The sequence below is a fragment of the Sphingomonas sp. ERG5 genome, assembly GCF_000803065.1.
Classification (GTDB): domain Bacteria; phylum Pseudomonadota; class Alphaproteobacteria; order Sphingomonadales; family Sphingomonadaceae; genus Sphingomonas.
Map to the genome: position 1 here is coordinate 214,906 of NZ_JSXI01000016.1, position 15,868 is coordinate 230,773.

At 64.5% G+C, this 15,868-nt stretch carries 12 protein-coding genes and 1 tRNA gene; 8 read left to right on the plus strand and 5 right to left on the minus strand.

What is annotated here, in order from left to right:
* Nucleotides 1-40: 40 nt before the first annotated feature.
* A tRNA-Gly gene (locus OO12_RS04930) sits at nt 41-114 on the minus strand.
* 163 nt (nt 115-277) lie between these two features.
* On the opposite strand from OO12_RS04930, the gene OO12_RS04935 reads away from it, so the two are divergent.
* From OO12_RS04935 to OO12_RS04955, 5 genes are all read left to right on the plus strand, one after another.
* Entirely contained in the window at nt 278-790 is a 513-nt protein-coding gene (locus tag OO12_RS04935; protein ID WP_034157612.1) for an RNA polymerase sigma factor, read from the plus strand.
* 33 nt (nt 791-823) lie between these two features.
* Entirely contained in the window at nt 824-1,777 is a 954-nt protein-coding gene (locus tag OO12_RS04940) for a FecR family protein (RefSeq protein WP_034157613.1), read from the plus strand.
* A 22-nt stretch (nt 1,778-1,799) separates the two neighbouring features.
* Nucleotides 1,800-4,244 carry a TonB-dependent receptor gene (locus OO12_RS04945; protein ID WP_052215555.1) on the plus strand — a complete coding sequence of 815 codons (2,445 nt, stop codon included), beginning with the start codon at nt 1,800-1,802 and terminating at the stop codon, nt 4,242-4,244.
* 178 nt (nt 4,245-4,422) lie between these two features.
* Complete coding sequence (locus OO12_RS04950; RefSeq protein WP_034157499.1) at nt 4,423-7,758, plus strand: autotransporter domain-containing protein; 3,336 nt, start codon at nt 4,423-4,425, stop codon at nt 7,756-7,758.
* A gap of 138 nt (nt 7,759-7,896) precedes the next feature.
* Nucleotides 7,897-9,192, plus strand: a complete 1,296-nt coding sequence (locus OO12_RS04955) for a methyltransferase family protein (RefSeq protein ID WP_052215556.1) — start codon at nt 7,897-7,899, stop codon at nt 9,190-9,192.
* Nucleotides 9,193-9,207: 15 nt separating this feature from the next.
* Here OO12_RS04955 and OO12_RS04960 read toward each other — a convergent pair whose 3' ends face one another.
* The 4 genes from OO12_RS04960 to OO12_RS04975 form a co-directional block, all read right to left on the minus strand.
* Nucleotides 9,208-10,461 (minus strand): RNA polymerase sigma factor, encoded by a 1,254-nt coding sequence (locus tag OO12_RS04960; RefSeq protein WP_235364685.1) that lies wholly within the window; start codon nt 10,459-10,461, stop codon nt 9,208-9,210.
* Between the two features lie 49 nt (nt 10,462-10,510).
* A complete protein-coding gene (locus tag OO12_RS04965) occupies nt 10,511-10,948 on the minus strand; it encodes a YciI family protein (protein ID WP_034157616.1) in 438 nt (145 codons plus the stop codon).
* A 486-nt stretch (nt 10,949-11,434) separates the two neighbouring features.
* Entirely contained in the window at nt 11,435-12,826 is a 1,392-nt protein-coding gene (locus OO12_RS04970) for a glutamate--cysteine ligase (RefSeq protein WP_034157617.1), read from the minus strand.
* Between the two features lie 48 nt (nt 12,827-12,874).
* Nucleotides 12,875-13,615 (minus strand): 16S rRNA (uracil(1498)-N(3))-methyltransferase, encoded by a 741-nt coding sequence (locus OO12_RS04975; protein ID WP_034157501.1) that lies wholly within the window; start codon nt 13,613-13,615, stop codon nt 12,875-12,877.
* 145 nt (nt 13,616-13,760) lie between these two features.
* On the opposite strand from OO12_RS04975, the gene OO12_RS04980 reads away from it, so the two are divergent.
* From OO12_RS04980 to ubiA, 3 genes are all read left to right on the plus strand, one after another.
* Nucleotides 13,761-14,393, plus strand: coding sequence for a LysE family translocator (locus OO12_RS04980; protein WP_034157502.1), 633 nt, complete (start codon nt 13,761-13,763; stop codon nt 14,391-14,393).
* 90 nt (nt 14,394-14,483) lie between these two features.
* Complete coding sequence (locus tag OO12_RS04985) at nt 14,484-14,876, plus strand: hypothetical protein (protein WP_160296743.1); 393 nt, start codon at nt 14,484-14,486, stop codon at nt 14,874-14,876.
* A 47-nt stretch (nt 14,877-14,923) separates the two neighbouring features.
* Entirely contained in the window at nt 14,924-15,841 is a 918-nt protein-coding gene (ubiA, locus tag OO12_RS04990) for a 4-hydroxybenzoate octaprenyltransferase (RefSeq protein ID WP_034157504.1), read from the plus strand.
* The last annotated feature ends 27 nt before the right edge of the window (nt 15,842-15,868 follow it).

Here is a 15,868-nt window from a genome sequence, read left to right on the forward strand (position 1 = left end):
GTCGATCCTCAGACTATGGATAAAGGGAGCGGTAGGAAAATGGAGCGGGTAGCGGGAATCGAACCCGCGTATTCAGCTTGGAAGGCTGCTGCACTACCATTGTGCTATACCCGCCTATGCCAGCGCCCGTCCGGTTCGAACGATTTGCCGACATGGTTCCGCCGTGCGGATAGCGTGGGGCGAATGTCCGCGCAAGTCGGCTGCGCACGTTCCAATCATGCTGGCCGTTTATGCTGGCGCTTGGCAAGCGGGCGCGATGGTGCTTTGGACAGAGGCGATGGCGGAACTTCAACCGAGCGGCCTGGCCCAGGTCTTCATGGAAAGCCGTGAGCGATTGCTGCGGTTCCTTGCCGCGCGCGGTGCCGGGGAGGCGGCGGAGGATTTGCTCCAGGAATTGTGGGAACGGGTGTCGGCGGCGCCGGCACAGCCGGTCGCGGCGCCGCTTGGCTATCTCTACCGCGCCGCCGAAAACCTGATGCGCGACCGGTATCGCGCCGATACCAGCCGGGCGCGCCGCGAACAGGATTATGTCGATGCGACTGACGCTGTCGTCGCCGAACCCGGTATCGAACGCGCGCTTTTGGCACGGGAAAGGCTGCGCGCGGTGGAGGCGGCGCTTTCCGCGCTTGGGCCGCGCGCGGAACAGGTGTTTCGCCAGTACCGACTGGACGGAGTCGGCCAGGCGGACATCGCGCGCAGTCTCGGGGTCAGCCTCAGTACGGTGGAAAAGGATCTGCAGCGGGCGTATCGTGCGCTCGGCGCGCTTCGGGAGAGCGACGATGCGGAATAGCCCGATCAGCTTCGTCTTGTCAGGGACATGCGCATGAACCCGCCCTTCTCCGACTCGATTCGCGACCAGGCACAGCTTTGGACGATCCGCCTGAGCGATGCCGCGTTTGATGATTGGGATGGTTTCACAGCGTGGCTGGAAGAGAATCCCGTCCATAACACCGCCTATGAGCTGGCGGTCGCGCACGATGCGTCGACCGTCGAGACATTGCGGACGGCACCGCGCCCGATCATTCCTGCCATGCCCGCGGCTGTGCCGCCGCGTGTGTCGCGGCGCATATGGGTCGGCGGGGCGATGGCCGCTGCCATCGCCGGGGTCATCGGCTTTACGACGCTGCGCGACACGGCCTCGCCTTATATCGTCGAAACCGGGCCAGGCGTGCACCGCACGGTGACCCTCGCGGACGGCAGCAGCATCATGCTCAATGGCGGAACGCGACTTCTGCTCGATCATGCCGCGCCGCGCCGTGCGACGCTGGAACGGGGCGAAGCGTTGTTTACCGTGCGTCATGACGATCGCGACCCGTTCGAGCTCAAGGTGGGCGGGACAAAGCTGGTTGATGTCGGCACGGTCTTCAATGTCGTGCGCGACGTCGGGGCAACGCGGCTCGCGGTGAGTGAGGGGGCGGTGATCTACGCCCCCGATGCCGATGCGGTCAGGCTCGATGCAGGACAAGCGCTTGTCGCGGCGGACGGTATTCGCCCGGTCAGGGTGCAGGTCGAGGCGACAAGCGTCGGCGCCTGGCGGAGTGGACAGCTGGTTTACAGCAATGCCCCGCTGGCAACCATTGCCGACGATCTGTCGCGCAATCTGGGCAAGCCGGTCAGTGCGACCGGGACTGCCGCAGCGCTGACGTTCACCGGAATCATCAACCTCGACACCAAGGCGGCCGATCCGATCGGGCCGATCGCGCCATTGCTTGGCGTCCGGGCCGAGCGTAATGCGCTGGGCTGGACTCTGACCCGGCCGGACCGTGCACCTCGCTAGACCTCTTCTTGCCATAACCTGCATGATCGCCGCGACCTCGGCCGAGGCGCGGGAGCGGCGCAACGTCAACGTGCCCGCGATACAACTCGACCAGGCGATCGTCCTGCTCGGACGTCAGACCGGCGCGAGCATCGGGCTGCGCGATCGGCGCGTGGCCACGCTCAAGGTGCGCGCCGTCAACGGAAAACTCGATCCCGCGCAAGCACTTGCGACGATGCTGCGCGACTCGGGTGCGATGGCGCGGCAGGTTGCGCCGGGGGTGTTCGTCGTCGAAGCTGCGGCGCCAATGCCGACCAACCGGCCAAGAGCCGCATTCAGGCCGGCGCCGCCACCCGAACCGAGCGAGGCGATGGGCGATATCATCGTGACGGCCGCCAAATATGATCGGCGGCTGCGCGATTTGCCGGGCATGGCGGCAATCGTCCAGGGACGCGATCTGTCGTTCGCCGAGAGTGGTTTGGGATCGGACGCGATCGAGGCGCGCGTCGCCAGCGTTGCCTCGACGCATCTCGGCGCGGGGCGCAACAAGCTGTTCATTCGCGGCGTTGCGGATTCGAGCTTCACTGGCCCGACCCAGTCGACCGTCGGTCAATATTGGGGTGATACGCGGATCAACTATAGCGCGCCCGACCCGAGTCTCAGGCTTTACGATGTCCGCTCGGTCGAGGTGCTGGAAGGGCCGCAGGGTACGCTCTATGGAGCGGGCTCGCTCGGCGGGATCATCCGCATCGTGCCCGAAGTGCCGGGCATGGGGCTGGCCTCCGCGCGGGCATGGAGCGGCCTTTCCGCCACCCAGCACGGCAAGCCCGGCGGCGATGCGGGGGTGATCGTCAACTTGCCGGTCTCGGGCGACACATTGGCTATTCGCGGGCTCGCTTATGGCGGCATCGATGGCGGCTATATCGATGATCGCGGACGCGGCCTCCGCGACGTCAACCGGGTCGAGACGATCGGTGGGCGCGCGACACTGCGCTTTTCCCCCAGCGATGACTGGACGGTCGATATATCGGGCAATTACCAGCGTATCGCCGGCGATGACGCGCAATATGCCGACCGTCATGACCTCAGCCGGTCGAGCGCGCTTGCCCAGCCCTATCGCAATAAATATCTGCTCGGCGAAATCGTGATCGCCAAGGATTTCGGGCAGGCGCGCCTGGTCTCATCGACCGGCATCGTCGACCAATATGTCGCAGAACGCTTCGACGCGACGCCGCCGGGCGGCCTGGCCAAGGCCTATGACCAGGTCAGCCGGATCAGGATGGTCAGCTCCGAAACCCGCCTGTCGCATAGCGGCGAGAATGGCGATGGCTGGGTAATTGGCGTGAGCGCGCTGAGCACCATCACGCGCCAGAACCGAACCTTCGACCGGCAATTCGTGCAAGCGGACGAGGCGGTGGGTGCTTATGAACTGGTTGCCTTTCCCGTGGTGGGGCCGGGTGGGCTGGTCACCGTGCCCTTCCTCACCTCGGATGTGGTCGGGGTCCGCAATCGCGTCGATGAGGCGACATTGTACGGAGAGGCGACGATCGTGCCGTTGCCCTGGCTGTCGCTGACTGGCGGTGGGCGGCTGACCCATTCACGGCTGTCAGGCCGGGCGCTTGACCGCCCCGAAGAACTGGAGTTCCGTCTCGACCAGGAAGCGCAGGGCCAGCGCACCGAGACGCGCTTTCTGCCGTCGCTTGCCGTCTCGCTGCGCCCGGCCGATCGGATCACCGCCTTCATTCGCTATCAACAAGGCTATCGTCCCGGCGGCCTGTCGGTGGGCACAGACATCGTTCAATATTATAAGGGCGACGAAGTCGAGACCGGGGAGATCGGTCTACGCTATGCCGGCACTCATCGCTTCGACATATCGCTTACCCTTGCTCACACGCGCTGGCGCGACATTCAGGCCGATTTGATCGACACATCGGGGTTTCCGATCACCGCCAATATTGGCGACGGCCGGATCACCTCGGCGGGGGTCAGCGCGCATTGGCGGCCCGTACCGCGCCTTGAGCTGCAGGGCGCGGTCTATCTCAACAAGTCCGAGGTCACGACGCCGACGGCAGCACTCGTCGCAGCCTATGCCGCCGACAAGAGCGGGCCGGCGCAACCCCATGCCGCGAAACGTGCCGGGCCGTCGCTGCCCAATGTCGCGGATGCGAGCGGGTTGGTCAGGGCGCGCTATTCGGCGCCGTTTGGCAATATCGGCTATTTCACGCTCGATGCCTATGCACGCTATGTCGGTCAGTCGCGGCTCGGCATCGGGCCGGTGCTGGGTCGTCCGCAGGGTGATACGCTCGATACCGGCATCGAGCTCAGGTTCGGCGATGAGCGCCGGGGACTGACCGTGTCGCTGACCAATCTGCTCGATGAAGAAGGTAATCGGTTTGCTCTGGGCAGCCCGTTCCTGATGAACGGGGCGAACCAGATCACCCCGCTTCGCCCGCGCAGCATCCGCATCGGTTTCGATGCCAGCTTTTAGCAGGAACAGGCCGCCGTTGCCGAAATACGCTCTCCCACGCGTTTTCAGATAGACGCGTAAAAATTCCTCTGCGGGTTTGCTCGACCGGTTCCGTCTGAATGTCGGGGAGGGGCCGCGCCCGATAAGCTCAAATAATGGGCGTTTCTTTCCCGAGCACATCAGCTTGCCCGAGGAACGTATGCGTCATTTGCTAGCCACGACCTGTCTCACACCGATCCTTTTCGCCGCACTGCCGGCCGCCGCGCAGACCACGATCACCACCAAGGTGACGACGCCGGTATTGACCGCCACGGCGGCCAACGGCCAGCCTTCGGACGTCACCATCACCTCGACCGGATCGGTCGAACCGACCGGCGGCAATGCGGTCACGCTCAACAGCGCGAACAATATCAAGAATGAGGGTAAGATCCTCATCACCGACGCCAACAACGCGAACGGCATCTTTGTCGCGGCAGGCGGTTCGGGCACGATCACCAATAGCGGTTCGATCGTGATCGACGAAACCTATACCCCGACCGATACCGACAAAGACGGCGATCTCGATGGACCGTTTGCGCTGGGCACCAATCGCTTCGGCATTCGCACCGCCGATGGCGTGGGTTTCACCGGCAGCATCGTCAACAGCGGTACGATCACCGTTGAGGGCAATGATTCGGGCGGCATCCGGCTTGGTGGGCCAGTGACCGGATCAGTCACCAGCAGCGGCACGATCACCGTCACGGGTGACCGGGCGGTCGGTGTGCGCACCGATGCGGTCTCGGGCAATGTGAAGCTGAGCGGCACGATCACCGTGCAGGGTAAGGATGCGGTCGGTGTTGCGGCCGATGGCGACATCGGCGGGCAATTCTCCGTCCAGGGCAATGTCACTGCGTCCGGATATCGCAATATCGCCGGTGACCCGGCCAAGCTCGACGCCGACGATTTGCTGCAGGGCGGTCCGGCTGTCCGCGTTTCGGGCAATGTCGGTGGTGGCATCCTGTTCGATGCGCCGCCGCCGGATCTGAATCCTAACGACCCCGACGAAGACAAGGACGGCATCCCCGACAAGGACGAAGGTACCGCCAAGATCGTCTCAAACGGCGCGGCGCCCGCAGTGGTGATCGGATCGGCGACGCGCGACCTGACGATCGGTGCAGTGGCCGGCGATACGGGCAATCATTCGGTCGTGGTCAAGGGATCGATTGCCGGTAACGGCATCTTTGCGGGGGTCGATGGGACCGGCATGTCGATCGGCGGCCAGGGCAGGGCGGTCAATCTCGGCAACGGCATTTCGGTTTCCGGCACCGTCGCAGCGACCAGCAAGGCGAACGCCACCGCGTTGAAGGTCGGTGCGGGCACAACGATGCTGGAAACGCTGAACAGCGGTACGATCACGGCCACGGGCGGGACGGATTCAGCGCATCAGACCCGCGCGATCTCGGTCGAGACCGGCGCGTCGATGCCGACGTTGCGCAACTCGGGCACGATCAGCGCCGCGACGGCGGGTCAGGGCACCGCGACCGCGATCTACGACGCATCGGGCACATTGAAGCTGATCGAAAATAGCGGCGTTATCGGCGCGAGCGGATCGACCGATGCGAGCCGTAACATTGCGATCGATCTTCGCTCGGTGACGAGCGGCGCGACCATCAAGCAACTGGTCGCCGCGACCGGCAAGGCCGCACCCTCCATCTCGGGCGCGATCCTGCTCGGCAGCGGCAATGACCTGTTCGATCTGGCGGACGGATCCTATACCGGCACGGTCGATTTCGGCGCGGGCGACAACAAGTTCGCCTTGAGCGGCGATGCTGTGCAGAGCGGCGGAATCCGCTTCGGCGCGGGCGCCGACACGCTGTCGCTCGCCGGTACCGCCAAGACCAATGGCGATGTCCTGTTCGGGGCCGGGGCCAATACCATGACCCTTGCCGACGGCACATCGCACACCGGCCGCATCCAGTTCGAAGGGGGCGCCGACACGCTCACGCTGTCGGGTACCTCGAAGATCACCGGCGATGTCGATTTCGGCTATGGTGCCGATACCCTGACTCTGGGAGCCGGCACGTCAATCCGTGGCAATCTGTTCCGGGCGAACGGCGCTGCGGCAAACATCTCCGGCCTGCTTGACCTTACCAATACCGGTTCGGTCGCGCTGTCGTCGCTCAATGTCACGGCGACGGGCATGATCGGCGTCAACATCAACAGCGTGACCGGCACTGTCACGAGCTACGACGTGTCCGGCAATGCAACTTTTGCCGCCGGGTCGAAGGTGCTGGTGCGTCTCGACAGCGTCACACGGGCGCAGGGTGTCTACACGATCGTCCGCGCGGGCAGCATCACGGGCGGCAACAACCTGGCGGCCAGCGACATGCTGTTGCCTTTCCTGTTCACCGGCAGTCTCGCAACCGATCCGACCAACACGTCGATCAAGCTGACCATCGCGCGCAAGAGCGCCGCACAGCTTGGTGTCACGACCGGCTCGGCCACGGCATTGGACGCGGTTCTCGCGGTGATCGACAAGGATGCGAAGATCTCGGCGACGATCCTTGCGATCGGCGATGGTGCGACATTCCGCCAGCGTTATTCGAGCTTTTTGCCCGATTATGCCGGCGGTGCGTTCGAATCCGTCACTCAGGCATCGCGTGCCACCGCCCGGTTCCTGCAGGATCCCAACCCGAATGTCACCGATATGGGAGCATGGGGTTTCTGGTTGCAGCAGGTGGCGTGGGGCACGTCGAAGAATCTCGGCAGCACCTCGGCCTATGACGTCAACGGTTATGGCGTCAACGGCGGGATAGAAATCAGCCTGGGCGGCGCGGGACGCGTCGGCGTCGGGCTGGCGTATCTGAGCGGCACCGATGGCGATGGGTCGAACGACAACGAGATCCAGTCGAGCCAATACGAAGCGGCGGTGCACTGGCGCGGGCGCTGGGGTGGTCTGGCGGCAAGCGCGCGCGCCTCGGCGGCGACGATCAATTTCGACAGCGTGCGGCGTTTCGACGGCAGTTTCAACAATCAGGCGTTCAATCGTACCGCGGACGGCAAATGGAACGGCAAGCTCTATTCCGCCGCTGGTACGCTTTCCTATGACCTGCGGGTCGGCAAGCGGCTGCATTTGCGCCCGATCGCCGCGGTCGATTACTACCGCTTGACCGAGAAGGCACATGCCGAGACGGGTGGCGGCGACGCCTTCAACCTGATCGTCAGCCAGCGCAAGAGTGACGAACTCGCGGCAACGGGTTCGGTCGCGCTCGGCTATGACTTCGGCAGTCTCGATCCCGAAGGCATGTGGCTGAGAGTCAATGTCGAGGGCGGTCGCCGCGAACTCGTCGGCGGGTCGCTCGGCGCGACGGTGGCACGCTTCTCGACCGGCAACAGCTTCACGCTGACGCCGGAAGATCGCAAAAGCGGCTTTATCGGCCGGCTCGGCGTGTCCGGTGGCCGCGGACCGTTCGCTCTCTCGGCCGAGGCCAGCGCGGAACAGCAGCAGGGCCATGCCGCAGTCGCGTTCCGGCTGGGGTTGAAGATCGGCATGTGAAGGTCCGAACCGTCCCTCGCTCCGGCGGGGGACGGTTCGAAGATCATCCTGTCTTTACCGCCAAATCATCACCGCGCGGCGCGCGCGCCGATAGATCCTTCACGGCTTGCTTACCATTCGGCCGTATCAGTGGCGGTCATGTTTCATGATACCGCACTCGCCCGCGCCGCAAAGGCCGACCCTCGGCCGAAATCGGCCGTCAGCGCGGGCTGCGGCATGGCTGGCCTCGCCGGCTTGCTGATCTGGATCGCGCTGGCGCGCCATTACAATATGGATGGCCCTTACGCCGCGCTGGTCAATGTCGCCGCATGCGGCGTGCCGATGGTATTGTGGTCGGTGCTGGTCGACAAGGTTCACCTCAATCCGACGACCGGTGTCGATTGGTTGTCACCCAGGCCGTGGCGCGAGACGCTCGATATCAGCCTGGCCAAGCTCGCCGGTTTGTGGGCCACCTGGGCGGCGATCGCGCTGATCTACGCCACCGGGCGATTCTATTGGCAAGGCAATTTCCAATTCGCGATGTGGTGCTTCCAGGTCGCGGCGCCTGCCTTGTTCATCCTGTCGGTCCCTTATGTGCTGTGGATGGACCGCCGCCTGGTCGAACCGAAAGACGGTGCGTGGGCGCTCGGAGCCTGGTTGATGGGCCTCAAGGAGCCGGTCGCGAAGGAAGCAATCTATAATCACTTGCGCAGCTGGGCCGTGAAGGGGTTCTTCCTCGCCTTCATGCTCGCGATCGTGCCGGGTGGTTTTGGCGAATTCATCCGCGGCGATGTCTCGCAGGTGCTGCGCGACCCGGTCGCGCTCGCCAACTGGCTGATCACCTTCATGTTCCTGATGGACGTCGCGTTCGCGACGGTTGGCTATATCCTCACGTTCCGCGCGCTCGATTCGCATATCCGCAGCGCGACGCCGTACGCCGCCGGCTGGATGAGCGCGCTGATCTGCTATCCGCCGTTCATCCTGATGGGCGATAATGGACCGCTGGATTATCATCCCGGCACCTCGGAATGGTCGGTCTGGTTCGCCGGGCATCCGATCATCCTGACATTGGTCGGTGCGGTGCTGGTCGGGCTGACCGCAATCTATGCCTGGGCGACGATCGCCTTCGGCTTCCGCTTCTCCAACCTGACGCATCGCGGTATCCTGACGCACGGGCCGTACGCCTTTTCGCGCCACCCCGCCTATCTGTCCAAGAACCTGTTCTGGTGGATCTCGGTCATCCCGTTCCTGACCACCGGCAGCCTGACCGATGCGGTGCGCGCGACGATCCTGATGGGCGTGGTCAGCGGCATCTATTACTGGCGCGCGCGGACGGAGGAATGGCATCTCGGCCTTGACCCGGCCTATCAGGAATATTCCGCCTGGATGGCGCGCAACGGGCTGGTTCCGCGCTTCTTCGCCTGGGTGATGGGCAAGCCGCTGCCGACCAAATAGCGGTCGGTCCGGGGCTCAGGCCAGCGCCGCCGCGCGCTCCGTCATCAACTCCCGCTCGCGCGTGCTGCGCGCCAGATCGGCCGCCCGAAGCAGCGCGGCGCGTGCTTCCTCGATCCGGCCGAGTTTCGTCAGGAAGTCGCCCCGGACACTGAACAGCAAATGATAGTCATCCAGCCTGCCATCGGCCATGATCTCATCGACCAGCGCGAGTCCGGTCGCGGGGCCGAACGCCATCGCCCTGGCGACAGCGCGGTTGAGCGCCACCACCGGCGACAGCAGGGTGTCGAGCAGTGCGTCATAATGCGCCGCGATCCGCCGCCAGTCGGTGGCCTCCGGCGTCAGCGCCCGCGCATGACAGGCGGCGATCGCCGCCTGTAGCGTATAGGGACCGGAAGGGGCGGCGAACCCCTCGGCGATTGCCAGTGATTTGAGTCCGCGTTGCATCAGGAAGCGATCCCAGCGCGACCGGTCCTGATCGAGCAGCAGCACGGGCGTGCCATCCGGTGCGATACGCGTGGGCAAGCGCGAAGCCTGCAATTCCATCAGCGCGAGCAAGCCATGCACCTCGGCATCGTCGGGCGTGAGGCCGGCGAGGATCCGGCCCAGGCGTATCGCCTCTTCGCACAGAGCGGGTCGTGTCCAGCTGTCGTCGGACGCCGGTGAATAGCCTTCGCCAAAGATCAGATAGATTACTTCCAGGACGGAGGAGAGACGCGCATCGCGCTCGGCGCCGCGCGGGACTTCATAGGCGACCTCCGCCTTGGCCAGCGTTCGCTTGGCGCGCACGATGCGCTGCGCGATGGTGGATTCGGACGACAGGAACGCGCTGGCGATCTCTTCGGTCGACAATCCGCCGATCAGCCTCAGGGTCAGCGCGACGCGCGCTTCGGTCGCGAGCATGGGGTGGCAGGCGGTAAAGATCAGCGCGAGCAGTTCGTCGCCAATCTCGTCATCGATCGCCGCTTCGATCTCCGCCTCGACCGATGCGTTCACCGGTTCGAGTCCATCAGCCAGTTCGCGGTGTTTCTGGTCGATCATGCGCGACCGGCGGAATCCATCGATCGCGCGTCGCTTGCCGGCTGCCATCAGCCACGCGCCTGGATTACGCGGTACGCCTTCCTCAGGCCATTGCCGGAGGGCGGCTTCGAGCGCTTCCTGCGCCAGTTCCTCGGCAAGCGAAAGGTCGCGCGTGCTGCGCGCCAGTCCGGCGATCAGCCTGGCGGATTCGATCCGCCAGACCGTCTCGACCGCTCGCGCTGCATCCGCCATTCCCATGCCGCGAGTTTAGACATGGGAACGGCGGAGGCAACTCAAGGGATCAGGCCTTGGTTTCGCCGTAGCTGCCGGTCTGATCGCGCATCGCCTGTTCGCGTTCCTGCAGTTCGGGCGTGAACGCCTCACCGAAATCGGCGGGATCGAACACCCGGCGAATCTCGATTTCATGCTGAAGGCCATCCGGGTTCGGCACGCGGCGGATCCATTCGATCGCCTCGTCCATCGACTTGACCTGCAATAGCCAGAAGCCGGCGATCAATTCCTTGGTCTCGGCAAACGGACCATTGAGCACACTGGTCCTGTCGCCGTCGAACCGGACCCGCGCGCCCTTTGACGATGGATGCAGGCCTTCGCCGGCCAGCATGACGCCAGCCTTGACCAGTTCCTCGTTAAACGTCGTCATTTCGGTCAGCAGCCGCTCGCTCGGCATGACGCCTGCTTCGCTGTCCGCACTGGCTTTGATGATCACCATCACACGCATGATTTGCTCCATTCATCACGAGCGACCCCGGGATGTTTCACCCCGTTGAAGATACACTCTGACGACACGTCGAGCGAGCAATGCGAATATCGACATGGCTTTGCAAAATTTTTTCGGCGCAGCGAAAAAAAGATGACGAAGCGGTTCCGAGGAGTGGACGGCCCTGCCGAATTGGCGACCTGTTATCGCCTGATTTTCGCGAATATTTTTTCTTGCCTGTCATGTTGGCGATCGGATGCGATTTATACGCCCCTTTTCAACAGGTTGATGCAGGTTCACCTGTTATTGAATAACAGGTGAAAAACAGGTCGATAACAGGTGAAGGGAGGGCTTGTTATGGCGTTGACAAGCGGCCTGACCGCCGTCGCCAACGGCACGACATTGCTGGTTTTTCATGATGAGAAGGAGCGGCCGGAGTCTGGCGCTCCGTGTGGTGCGATCCTGACCCCATGCGTGTCGGCGTTGAATCGCGACCTCCTTCCCGCCCTAGAAGCGCATCTCGTCATAGACCTTCGAAACGTCGCCGCCCCAAACGCCGTGATAGCGCTCGAGCAGCACCTCGGCCGGCACCTTGCCCGATCGTACGATGTCGCGCAGCGGATCGAGGAAGCCCGTCTCGTTGCTGCCCGACGCATCCATCCGCGACCGCGCGGTCAGGCCGGCATTGGCGATGTCGAGCACTTCTCCGGCAATGTCGCGCAGCGTGCCGCCGCCGGGGATCGGCGCATTCAGCGCCAGCCTGGGCACCGCGTCGCGCAGTGCCTGGCGCTCCCCGATCGTCCAGTGCTTGACCACATCCCATGCCGCGTCGAGCGCGGCATTGTCGTAGAGCAAGCCGACCCACAAAGCGGGCAGGGCGCAGATCTTGTTCCACGGTCCGCCATCGGCGCCGCGCATTTCGAGAAAGGTCTTGAGCCGCACCTCGGGGAAAGCGGTCGACAGATGGTCGGCCCAGTCATCGACCGTCGGCAACTCGCCCGGCAGGACCGAGAGTTCGCCCTTCAGGAAGTCACGGAAGCTGAGGCCCGCCGCGTCGATATACTTCCCATCGCGATAGACGAAATACATCGGCACATCGAGCGCATAGTCGGCGTAGCGTTCGTATCCGAAGCCGTCTTCGAACACGAAGGGCAGCATGCCGGTGCGCGCCGGGTCGGTGTCCGACCAGATATGGCTGCGGTACGACAGCATGCCGTTGGGCTTGCCCTCGGTGAAGGGCGAATTGGCGAACAGGGCGGTCGCAAGCGGCTGCAGCGCCAAGCCAACGCGAAACTTCTTCGCCATATCGGCTTCGGTTTCATAGTCGAGATTGACCTGGATGGTGCAGGTGCGGAGCATCATGTCGAGGCCCATCGACCCGACGCGCGGCATATGCCGCAGCATGATCGCATAGCGGCCCTTGGGCATGATCGGCAGCTCGGCGCGGCTCTTGTCGGGCCACATGCCAAGGCCGAGGAAACCGATGCCGAACCTGTCGCCGATCGCCTTGACCTGTTCGAGGTGACGGCCGGTTTCGGCGCAGGTCTCGTGCAGATTGTCGAGCGGCGCCCCCGACAGCTCGAACTGGCCGGCGGGCTCCAGGCTGACGCTGCCGTCCGCACCGCTGAGCGCGATGACCCTGCCACCTTCTTCAAGGGTGCCGCCCTCCAGCACCGGACGCCAGCCATAATCGGTCAGCGCGTCGAGCAAGTCCTTGATCCCGCCCGGTTCGTCATAGCTTGGCGCGTGATGATCGGAGAGGGAATAGACGAACTTCTCATGCTCGGTGCCGATGCGCCAATCCTTGATTGGCTTCTCGCCCTTGGCGAAGCTGGCGACGAGTTGATCGCGGCTCTCGATGACCGCTGCGTTGCTCTTTGAAACGGTCTTTGTGCTCATGGCGCGCATGTAGCGCTGGCAAAGGCCGGACGCTAGTGGGGCGGCTTATTACCAGTCGCCTTTGGCCGCCATCCACACCGCAATGGCTGCCGCCGCAGCGGTATCCGCGCGCAGGATCCTTGGCCCAAGGCCAATTCCGACGGCATCCGCGACGGCGCGAATCGCCTCGCGTTCGTCGCTGTCGAATCCACCCTCGGGCCCAACGAGAATCGCCGCCGGCCCGGTCGCATTCCGCATTGCCTCGAACGCCGGCACGCCGCCGGTTTCGTCGGCGAAGAACAATGTCCGTCCGGCCGGCCAATCGCGCAGCAAAGCCGCCAGCTTGACCGGCTCGGCCAGCTGGGGAATCGCGGTCCGCCCGCATTGCTCGGCGGCTTCTATCATGTGCGCGCGCAGCCGGTCGAGATTAAGCCGGTCGACCACCGTGCGCCGTGTCGGTACCGGCACGATCCGCGCGACGCCCAGCTCGCACGCCTTCTCGATCGCCCAGTCGATCCGGCCTTTCTTCAGCGGCGCCATGCACAACCAGAGATCGGGCACCGCCTCGCGCTCGCGCAGGCGTTCGGTCACGTCGAGCATCAGGTCGCGCTTGCCGACCGCGCTGGCCACGCCGAGCCATTCGCCGGTCCTGTCGTCGAACAATTTGACCGGATCGCCGACCTTCATGCGCATGACCGAAGCGAGATAATGCGCTTGCGGCCCGTCGATGCGGATTGGCCCGGGCGCGAGTTCGGCCTCAACGAACAGGCGCGGCGTCGATTGCGGCGGCCAGGCGGGGGTAGCGGGCATGGAGTCGTCCTAGCCATGCTGCGCGGCGCCGTCACCCCATGGATATTGCAAAGGACCAAGCGCCGCTTGCACGGGCAAAAGCGAAGGTCGGTCGCGCCTGTGTCGGGCGAGGGCTAGAGACGACGGCAAACAAGGGGAGCCGTCCATGCCGACCACCGCCAGCTTGCTCGCTTTTGCTCTGCTCGCTTTGGGCATGGCCCTGACGCCGGGGCCGAACATGATCTATCTGATTTCGCGTTCGATCGGGCAGGGACCCAAGGCAGGCTTCATTTCGCTTGGCGGCGTCGCGCTTGGTTTTCTGTTCTACATGCTGTGCGCGGCGTTTGGCATCACCGCGTTCATGATGGCGGTGCCCTTTGCCTATGACGCTTTGCGTATCGGTGGCGCGCTGTATCTCCTCTATCTTGCCTGGCAGGCGATCCGGCCCGGTGGCCGATCGCCCTTTCAGCTGCGCGACCTGCCGGTCGATGGCCCGCGCCGCCTGTTCGCCATGGGCTTCGTCACCAATTTGTTGAATCCGAAGATCGCGGTGATGTACCTTTCGCTGCTGCCGCAATTCATCGACCCGCATCGCGGCAGCGTGCTGGTCCAGTCGCTGGTGCTGGGATCGGTGCAGATCGTGGCGAGCGTCAGCGTCAATGCGATCGTCGCATTGATGGCCGGCTCGATCGCCACCTTCCTGGCCGGGCGTCCGCGCTGGGCGACCGTGCAGCGCTGGATCATGGCGACAATGCTTGGCGGTCTCGCGGTGCGCATGGCGACTGAGGCGCGGCGATAACGAGCGCTTTGAAATCCGCACTGTTCCGATATGATAAGGACTAGTCGATCGCAGGGGGCAAGATTGAAAGCGCCATGTCTCGCAGTCCCGTTGATGCTGGCGCTGGCCGGCTGTCAGGCGCAGCAAGAGCAAACCGGGTATGCGGCCAGCCAGCCGAACCGTGGCCGCTATGTCGGAATTGGTCTCTACAACGCCGGCCCGCTCTGGCCCAAGTTGAAGCTTGCCGATCCGCCTAAGGACAAGCCGGTTGACGTGGCCGCTCCGACTCTTGCTGACGACTCGACCATCATCGTGGTGGTCGACAGCGAAACCGGGGAAATCCGTCAGTGCGGTGATATGTCGGGTTACTGCGCGCGCTCCAACCCATGGTCGAAGACTGCGCTCGGCGCGCCGGTAAGCCTGACCAAACATGCCGCCGATCTGGTGCGTGAGGAGAAGGCGACGGCCGACACGGAAGCCGATCCGTTTCCCAAGGCGCGTTGATCGTGTAAGCCTGTTGCCGATCGCGGCGCATGGTCTAGACACGCCGTATGTCTCCCGCCGAACTCACGCCTGACACCGAGCATCGCGGCCTGGTCGGCGCGCTGCCCGCCGCGATCCGGCCGTTCGCGCTGCTTGCCCGTTTCGACCGGCCGATCGGCTGGTGGCTGCTGTTCTGGCCCGGGGCCTGGGCGGTCGCGCTGGCCGGCGGGGCGATCGCGCGCTGGGATTTGATCCTGTGGCTGCTGCTCGGCGCGATCGCGATGCGTGGGGCGGGGTGCGTCTATAACGACATTGTCGACCGCGATCTCGACAAGCAGGTCGCGCGCACGCGCAGCCGGCCGCTGGCAAGTGGTGCGGTGTCGCTCAGGGCGGCCTGGACGTGGCTCGTGCTACTGTGCCTGATCGGGCTCGTCGTGCTGCTGCAACTCCGCCCTTATGCGGCCGTGGTCGCGGCGCTCAGCCTGGCGCCGGTTGCCGCCTATCCGTTCATGAAGCGCATCACCTGGTGGCCACAGGCCTGGCTCGGTATCGTCTTCTCCTGGGCGGCTTTGGTCGGCTGGAGCCAGATCGCTGGCATGCTCACCGTGCCGGGCCTATTGCTCTATGCCGGGTCGATCGCCTGGGTGATCGGCTATGACACGATCTATGCGCTGCAGGATCGCGAGGATGATGCGCTGATCGGGGTGCGGTCCTCCGCGCTGCGCATGGGCACCCGGGTGCGTCCGGGTGTCGCCGGTTTCTATGCGGTCGCGCTGGCGCTGTGGGGTGGGGCGATCTGGCTGATCCGGCCGGACCTGCTGGCGCTCGCCGCGTTGCTGCCGGTGGCGCTGCACTTCGCGTGGCAGATCATGACGCTTGACCCAGCCGACGGCGCGGGCGCGTTGCATCGGTTCCGCAGCAATCGGTTTGCAGGGTTGCTGGTGTTCGGCGCCTGCTTCGTGGTGGGGACGGCATCGACGCTGTGAGCGTGGACGCCCCGGCTGGGGCGATCT